Source organism: Haladaptatus sp. (genome assembly GCF_049589095.1).
In the GTDB taxonomy this organism is placed as follows: Archaea; Halobacteriota; Halobacteria; order Halobacteriales; family Haladaptataceae; genus Haladaptatus.
This window is the reverse complement of sequence record NZ_JBAWAC010000632.1, coordinates 1-6,979: the sequence shown is the minus strand read 5'-3', so window position 1 is coordinate 6,979 and position 6,979 is coordinate 1. Positions and strand designations below refer to the sequence as shown.

8 protein-coding genes and 1 tRNA gene are annotated in these 6,979 nt (G+C 62.1%); 4 read left to right on the top strand and 5 right to left on the bottom strand.

Going from position 1 to position 6,979, the window contains the following annotated elements; translation table 11 throughout:
- Positions 1 to 3: 3 nt before the first annotated feature.
- Positions 4 to 1,920, bottom strand: a complete 1,917-nt coding sequence (locus tag WBV42_RS20080; protein WP_423987603.1) for a DHH family phosphoesterase — start codon at positions 1,918 to 1,920, stop codon at positions 4 to 6.
- Positions 1,921 to 2,048: 128 nt separating this feature from the next.
- Here WBV42_RS20080 and WBV42_RS20075 point away from each other — a divergent pair, with 128 nt between their 5' ends.
- The 3 genes from WBV42_RS20075 (at position 2,049) to WBV42_RS20065 (ending at position 3,499) form a co-directional block, all read left to right on the top strand.
- Positions 2,049 to 2,537 (top strand): Mov34/MPN/PAD-1 family protein, encoded by a 489-nt coding sequence (locus WBV42_RS20075; protein WP_066145980.1) that lies wholly within the window; start codon positions 2,049 to 2,051, stop codon positions 2,535 to 2,537.
- Positions 2,534 to 2,965 (top strand): adenylyltransferase/cytidyltransferase family protein, encoded by a 432-nt coding sequence (locus WBV42_RS20070; protein WP_423987602.1) that lies wholly within the window; start codon positions 2,534 to 2,536, stop codon positions 2,963 to 2,965. The genes WBV42_RS20075 and WBV42_RS20070 overlap by 4 nt, the downstream gene beginning before the upstream one ends.
- Positions 2,966 to 3,061: 96 nt before the next feature.
- A complete protein-coding gene (locus WBV42_RS20065; RefSeq protein ID WP_423987601.1) occupies positions 3,062 to 3,499 on the top strand; it encodes a plastocyanin/azurin family copper-binding protein in 438 nt (145 codons plus the stop codon).
- A gap of 51 nt (positions 3,500 to 3,550) precedes the next feature.
- On the opposite strand, the gene WBV42_RS20060 is transcribed toward WBV42_RS20065, so the two are convergent.
- From WBV42_RS20060 to WBV42_RS20045, 4 genes are read right to left on the bottom strand one after another with little or no spacing between them, the layout of a single operon-like run.
- Positions 3,551 to 4,186: a 30S ribosomal protein S3ae gene (locus WBV42_RS20060; RefSeq protein ID WP_423987600.1), complete on the bottom strand. Its 636-nt coding sequence runs from the start codon at positions 4,184 to 4,186 to the stop codon at positions 3,551 to 3,553.
- Positions 4,179 to 4,418, bottom strand: a complete 240-nt coding sequence (locus WBV42_RS20055; RefSeq protein ID WP_253226069.1) for a KEOPS complex subunit Pcc1 — start codon at positions 4,416 to 4,418, stop codon at positions 4,179 to 4,181. Before WBV42_RS20055 ends, WBV42_RS20060 begins: the two co-directional genes overlap by 8 nt.
- Positions 4,415 to 5,623, bottom strand: coding sequence for an exonuclease RecJ (locus tag WBV42_RS20050; RefSeq protein ID WP_423987599.1), 1,209 nt, complete (start codon positions 5,621 to 5,623; stop codon positions 4,415 to 4,417). Before WBV42_RS20050 ends, WBV42_RS20055 begins: the two co-directional genes overlap by 4 nt.
- Positions 5,624 to 6,088: a 30S ribosomal protein S15 gene (locus WBV42_RS20045; RefSeq protein ID WP_253226067.1), complete on the bottom strand. Its 465-nt coding sequence runs from the start codon at positions 6,086 to 6,088 to the stop codon at positions 5,624 to 5,626.
- A 734-nt stretch (positions 6,089 to 6,822) separates the two neighbouring features.
- Here WBV42_RS20045 and WBV42_RS20040 point away from each other — a divergent pair.
- Positions 6,823 to 6,894: transfer RNA gene (locus WBV42_RS20040), tRNA-Ala, on the top strand.
- Positions 6,895 to 6,979 lie beyond the last annotated feature (85 nt).

Sequence of the window (6,979 nt, the reverse complement as noted above, 5' to 3'; positions counted from 1 at the left end):
GTTTCAGTCGTCCTGCTGGTGTCCGACCGTCGTGCTCTGGAGTTCCTCGTCGAGTTCCGCGTCGGCCATCTTCTCGACGAGCGCGTCGAGCACCTGCTCGCGCATTCCTTTGACGAACTTGATGCTCCCGACGACGAGGTGGCCGCCACCGCTGACGCCACCGCCGACGACTTCCTCGTTGAGTTCCGTCACCATCTCGGGGATGTCGAGTCGGACGCCGTCACTGCGGAGAACGGCGAAGTCCGGTCCGTAGCCGATGGTGATGACGGGTTCGCCCGTCTCCTTCACCTTGCGGTCGTGGATTTCGCCGGTCGTCTTCCCCGGTGGCGGGTACGTGAACCGGTACGCGTGGTTTTCGACGTCCACGCGGTACAGGTGTGCCTCGCTCGCCAACCGTTCGTGTTTGACGTGGGGCATCGCGGCGTCGAGTTGTTTTTCGGTGTCCGCCTCGGCGCGCTCGGAGAGGAACGTGACGAGTTCGCGGTGGCGCTCCTCGTCGTCACAATCGACGTTCAGAACGTCGTTGATGAGGTTGCGTCCGGGGTCGTACTTCAGCCAGAACGCGCCGTAATCGAGCGCCTCGCCCATGTCGGTGAGGAACTCCTCGGAGTAGCCCTCCGATTCGGCCAGTTCGACGTAGTCCGTCATCGCGTCCGCCTTGGAGCGGTCCGAGATTCCGGCGACGGCGGGAACGTGACGGAGTTCGTCCGTGATACCGGGCGAGATCATCCGCGCGAGTTCGACGCACATCATTCCCGTCGTGATGCGGTAATCCTCGTCGTAGAGGTACGGGTTGACGTGGCCGTCGATGTACGGGTCAACCGCTTCCGGGTCGGGGTGGTGGTGGTCGACCACGAGAATCGGGATGTCGTAGTGGGCGAGGTTCGCGTAGGCCGGAACGTCCTCCTCGGTGCTCCCGTTGTCGAGCATGAGCAAGAGGGGGAGTTTCTGGCCGTGTCGTGCCTGGTCTTCGAGCGCGAAGTTCAGGTCACGGGTCACGTCCTCCATCTCGTAGAACGGTGCCTTGCTCGGCAGGCGCTTGAAGAGGTGGCGCTTGGCCTCGGGCGCTTGGTGGGTCTCCTCGATGAACCGCTTCAGCGCGAGTTCGACCGGGAGGCTGGCACACATGCCGTCGCCGTCGGCGTGGTGTCGGACTCGAATCGGGCGGCTTTCGAGCACCGTGCGGCGGAGCTGTTTTGCGATCTCCCGGAGGTCGGGGAACAACTGTTCGAGGGCGGGCCACTCGATGAGGGGTTCGGTCTCGTGGGGTTCCGCACGCTCGTCCAGGGCCGTCTCGATCCGATCGCTGACGACGGCCTCTTCGTCGCCTTCCAATGCGGTGAGTGACGTGACTTCGACTTGGAGGGAGCCTTCGCGTTCTTCGACGACGCCGACGAGGTGAACGATGTCCTCGATTTCGATTTCGGGATGTGCGCGGACGCCCGCTTCCTCGAAGGCGGCACACGGGACGACGCCCGTGGGGTCGCTGACGTGGAAGATGGTCGGACCGCCGGTCTGTTTGATCTGGACGACTTCGCCTTCGAGGTGGACGGTCTCGCCGACTTGGTCGGCGAGGGTCCCCGTTTCGGCGACTTCGTACTCGTGAGCGACGGCGACGGTTTCGGCGTCGTCGACGTCGACGTCGACCGGCGTGAAACTCAAGTCGCCGTTCTCACGTACTTCGAGGAGTTCGACGACGAGACTGTCATCGACATCGTAGTCGGTAGAGAGGTTCGATTCGTGAACGAGACCCGAGACAGAGTCCGAAAGGTCGACGAACACACCATAATCGACGACGCCGTTGACGACGGCGTGGTATCGTTCGCCCTCGGAAATATCAGAGAGGGTGCAATCCGCCGCGAGTTCGTAAACGACGGGATTACCCGGTCCATCACCGGGGTCAGTATCAGCGGGATTCATCTTGTGCGTCTCTTCGGCCGCACTATTTTTAACGCTTTGCAACTGGCTTCCCTTCGGAAGGTTGCCCGTGACCGTCGGGCCTCCGGTCCTTCGTAACGCTTAGAACGCGGGCGCTCGGAGTGTAGCGTATGCGGCTGTTCCGGTCGAACGAAATTCTCGGTATCGCGGAGGGCGCGCTGACGTTCGCACTCGAAGCGTCCCGCGATGCCTATCCGAACGAGTACATGGGCTATCTCCGTGGCGAGGAGGCGAGAAACCTCGGTCTCGATCGCGACGGACTGGTCATCACCGACGTACTCGTCATGCCCGGCACCGAATCGAACAGCGTCAGCGCGACGGTGAAGACAAGCACCATCCCGAACGACATCAGGGCGGTCGGATCGGTACACTCACACCCGAACGGCGTGCTCCGCCCGAGCGATACCGATCTGGGGACGTTTCAGAAAGGTACCGTTCACATCATCATCGGCGCACCGTACGAGCGAAACGACTGGCAAGCGTTCGACCGGGAGGGGAACCCCCAGAAACTCGACGTGCTCGACGTCGAACTTCCGGAGGCGGAATCGTTCTTCGACTTTACGCAGGCGGACATCGACGAGGAGTTGAGAGACCAGTGACACACGTACTCGCACAAGGAACCTTCGACATTCTACACCCCGGCCACGTTCACTACCTCCGCGACGCCGCGGGGATGGGCGACAGACTATCGGTCATCATCGCACGCCGGGAGAACGTAACACACAAACAACGACCGATCCTGTCCGATCGACAGCGGCGGGACATGATCGACGCGCTCGGCGTCGTGGACAATGCGCTCGTCGGTCACCCCGAGGACATCTTCGCCCCCATCGAGGAACTCGACCCCGACATCATCGTGTTGGGATACGACCAGCATCACGACGATGCGGCCATCGAGGCGGAACTCGATCGGCGAGGGATCGACTGCATGGTTCGGCGTGCGTCGCCGCTCGAACCCGGCGACGACGACGATGAACTGCTCTCCACCGGACGAATCATCGACCGGATTTGCGAAGAACGCTGCTGACAGGGTGATTCGGGCGGAATGTTCCTCGATTGATAGTACGACGACGATGAGCGACGTTTCGAGAGACATATACGCCGGGCAATCCGAACCCACTGTATGAACCGCCGAGCGTTTTTAGCCGGGGTCGTCGGCGCGACATCAGTCACCTTGGCAGGGTGTTCGAGCGTCCTGAACATGGGTTCCGAATCGCGGTCGATGGGTGGTGATTTCGACATCGGAACGAGTTCGATGGACTTTCATCCGGAAAAATTTACGGCGACGGTCGGGGACACCGTCGTCTGGAAGAACACGGGGATGCGCCAGCACACCGTCACCGCCTACGAGAACCTCATTCCGGACGATGCCGAGTACTTCGCCTCCGGCGGGTTCGATTCCGAGCAGGTCGCCCGCGAAGGGTGGAACAACGGCAAAGGCGGAATTCTTCAAGGCCGGACGTATGAACACACGTTCGAGGTTCCCGGAAAGTATCCCTACCTCTGTATACCCCACGAGTCGAGGGGGATGGTCGGCACCATCCTCGTGAAAGAGAAGTAACTCCGTCCCGTCTCGCTGTATTCTCAAAAAACGAAAATCGAACCGTCGTGTTTAGACTTCGGCTTCTTCTTCGTCCACGTCCACGGAGGTTTCCTCTTCCTCGGCAACCTCCTCGGGGTGGGCTTCCAACGTCGCCTTCTGGATTTCGACGCGGCGGAGCGGGTAAATCGTCTTCGCCTCGCCGTAAATCGCGCTGGACAGGCGACCTTCGACGACGCCGTCGAGGAGGTCCTGGAAGGTGTGTTCCTGTGCGGTCTCCTGCACGATGTCGATCATCGTGCGGCGGATAGCCTTCTCCTGGCTGTGGTCCGCCTTCTTCGTCGTGAACGCGACTGGCTGGATCTGGACGCGGTAGTCGTCCGAGGTCAGCACCGTGATGTACGCCTCGACTTTCGAGGCACCGCGTCGCACGAGGCTACGCAGGTAGTCGCGGGTGAGTTCGTGTCGGACGAACTCCGTGTACGTGGAGTCGCTACCCACGTCGTTGATCTTGAAGGTCAACTTCGTGTTGTTTTCGCTGGCGTTGTTCGTCAGTTCGCCAAGCGTCGTTTCGATGGTGCGGCCGAGCACCTTGTCCGGTTCGTCTGCGGGGGTCGTTCCAAGCTCCTCTCGGTCGAACTGCTCGGGAGCGAGAACGGTGTACCACCGCTTTTCCTGTGATTTCTTCGAGACTGATCGTTCACTCATAGTTGGTGTTTGTGTGTTGGTTTGCCGTTTGTACTACCTGTGCTGCCACCGAGAGGTTCACGACGTAATCGTCGATGGTCGTCTGGAGACCGCCGGTCGTCTCGCGTTCGATGGTCGTCGTAATCGTTCCGTCCTCCACGCTCGTTTCGATTTCGGGCGTGTTGTCGGGGACGACCGCCGCCGCGATGTGCTCGGCGTCCTCCAGTTCCGTGTGGATCGTCGCTCGTCTCATACTGCCTCCCGGAACGCCGAAAGGAACTCCTTCGCGTCCGCGTCGAACCGCGCATAGCCGCGTCGTCTGCTTCCCGTTCCGTCGCCACCGAGCCGGGAGCCAACCGTTCGCATGGCGTTCCCGAGATCGACGAGGTCCGGATTCGAATCCGAACCCGCAGTCGAATTCGACTGGGGACCCGAATCCGAATCGTCGATGCCGCGGTCACCGACTGCAACCGCGGCGGCTTCGTCATCCGTGACGACCAGCGCGATCGGTTCCGGCGATCTGAAATCGCCGAGCAGTCGCGCCGCCGTCACGACCGGTGCGTCGTCCGTTCGGGCGACGAACAGGCCGTCGTACCGACCCGTCGTCGCGTTCCGGACCACCGCGTGGGCCGCCTTCGAGTGCGTGCGCCACGCGTCGAGCGCGGGCGCACGGGCGTCGTGACCCAATGCCAGCGCGATACCGGTTCCGGGCTGCTCCTGGGCAACCGCGTCGAGAACGTCGGCGTAACCGCCGAGCGTCGCGAACGGGTAGTCGTCACCGAGTTCGTACGGGCGAAGCGCCCGTTGGACGGTCTCGCCCGCTCGCGGCGTCGCACCCTCCGGTCCGGCGACCGAGAGCGCGACGAGAGAGGCTATCTTTCGGTGGGCGTCGTCGTCCAGTTCGACCGGTAAGTCGAGTTCGGCGAGTTCGGCTTGCACCGCCCCGGCGTTGCCGGAAAATCCGGCGTGCAGGAGCGTCGAATGGGCCACCCCGTCCGCGACGTCTTCGGTTGGCGTCGAAACGCCGGGCCGTCGCGTGAGGTCCGCCGTGTCGAGCAACCGTGCGGTGTCTCCCGCGCCGGGCGAGACGCCAGCGGCCACGGCACCGGCGAGTGCCAGCACCGGGTCGGGCGACCCACCGAGTTCGGTTGCGACGTCGAACGCGACGACGCTCGTCGGTCGCGTGTGTTCGGGCAGTGTGACGTTCCCACCCTGTCCGCCGACCGTCATGACGAGTTCGTCGTCACCGGCGTCGGTGCGATGGGCGGGGAACGAGGTTGCACTCACCTGAAACGGGATACCGGCAGTCGCGCAGGCACGTGCGAGGAGACCGCCTGCCGCGAGCGCGTCACCGTCCGCGTGCGCGACGATCCGAACGAAGTCGGCGTCGCGGAGCGTGGCGGCGATGTCGCTCGCGGAGAGGGCGTCCTCGCCTGCGGTTCGGCCGGACGTGGACATCTATTCGAGGAGTTCCACTGCGTAGTCGTAGGTGTACGTGAAGTCCTCGTCGAGCTTGTCGCCGCGGTAGTAGTTGACGAGGCGGCGAACCTTCGACTCGGTGTTCTGCAGTGCGCGCTTGTTCTGTTTGTCCTGTGGGTTCTCGTCGACGTGCTCGCGCAGCCGAACGGCGCGCTCCATCAGGTTTTCGAGGTCTTCCGGCAGGTCGCTACCTGCGTCGTTCTCTTCGAGAATCTCGGTCACTTTCTTGCCCGTGACGAGCTTCACGTTCGGGACGGGCGTGCCGGTCACACCCTCGTCGCGGAGTTTCCCCCCGATCTGACTCGGGCTGAAACCGTCTTCCGCGAGTTCGACGACGCGGTCTTCCACGTCGTCGGCATCTACGTCGCTCCACTCCGGTGGTTCATCTGCCACAGGTCGGTCCGAACCGGACGACCCGCGGCGTCGCGTGTGCATTCGTGCCATAGTTGAGGATAGGAACTGCACGAGCCGCGAGAGTGCTGGCGATGGGTACCGCCAGTCGTGACTTCCGCCATAGTCGGCGAAAGCACGTTGCACGTCCGCAATCCCAAGCCGTGAAATCTCACGACGCGTCGGATTTGCGGCTGTGCCGTTCCCTACGGGTCATTTTCGTTTTTATGGGTTAAAGGGTTTCTATTCGAGTACTGTGTTTGGTGTGACGAGTGAAGTGTGAATTTGGGGTTACTGCGAGAGCGGCTACTGAGACGAAGGCCCAGAAAGCCCCCGACCGTTCGCGCTTTGCTTGGTCGTCTCAGCGACCCCTCTCAACGAGGTGAGCAACGCGAGCCGAGTTGAGATGTTGGCGAGCGGATCACGCGAACGAATGTGAGGGTGACCACGGAAGTCGCAGCCCGCGAACGGAGTTCTCGTGAACGCAGTGAACGAGAGCAGGGAAGACGCAAAGCGTCTTCCAGAGTGAGCCGGAACGTCTTCCGGTGCCGCAAGCGGGCGGGGGCTTTCGAGGTGGTCTGCTCCCCGGTAGTTGCAACCGAAAAAGGACCAAACACCTCCCTTCGGAGCGGGCGAGAGGCTTTCAAGGCGGTCCGCTTCCTAGCAACTGTAATCACAAAGGTATCAAACACGTCTCGTCGTAGCGAGTGGTGTGTCACACCGCCGCGGGGTGGCATTGATTTCGAGAGGTTTATCAATGGTCGTACGGAAGTAGTGAATGCAGACGCGGGCTCGTAGATCAGTGGTAGATCACTCCCTTGGCATGGGAGAGGCCCCGGGTTCAAATCCCGGCGAGTCCATTTTCCTTCCTTCACTTCGGAAGAGCGAAGCTCTTCCGTGCTCCCGTTCGCAAGCTCACGGGAACTTCGTTCAGTCAGTCAATGG

Bases quoted from the DNA above. Each gene is read 5' to 3' on its own strand.
- WBV42_RS20080 (WP_423987603.1), bottom strand. From the start codon at position 1,920: ATGAATCCCGCTGATACTGACCCCGGTGATGGACCGGGTAATCCCGTC.
- WBV42_RS20075 (WP_066145980.1), top strand. From the start codon at position 2,049: ATGCGGCTGTTCCGGTCGAACGAAATTCTCGGTATCGCGGAGGGCGCG.
- WBV42_RS20065 (WP_423987601.1), top strand. From the start codon at position 3,062: ATGAACCGCCGAGCGTTTTTAGCCGGGGTCGTCGGCGCGACATCAGTC.
- WBV42_RS20060 (WP_423987600.1), bottom strand. From the start codon at position 4,186: ATGAGTGAACGATCAGTCTCGAAGAAATCACAGGAAAAGCGGTGGTAC.
- WBV42_RS20055 (WP_253226069.1), bottom strand. From the start codon at position 4,418: ATGAGACGAGCGACGATCCACACGGAACTGGAGGACGCCGAGCACATC.
- WBV42_RS20050 (WP_423987599.1), bottom strand. From the start codon at position 5,623: ATGTCCACGTCCGGCCGAACCGCAGGCGAGGACGCCCTCTCCGCGAGC.
- WBV42_RS20045 (WP_253226067.1), bottom strand. From the start codon at position 6,088: ATGGCACGAATGCACACGCGACGCCGCGGGTCGTCCGGTTCGGACCGA.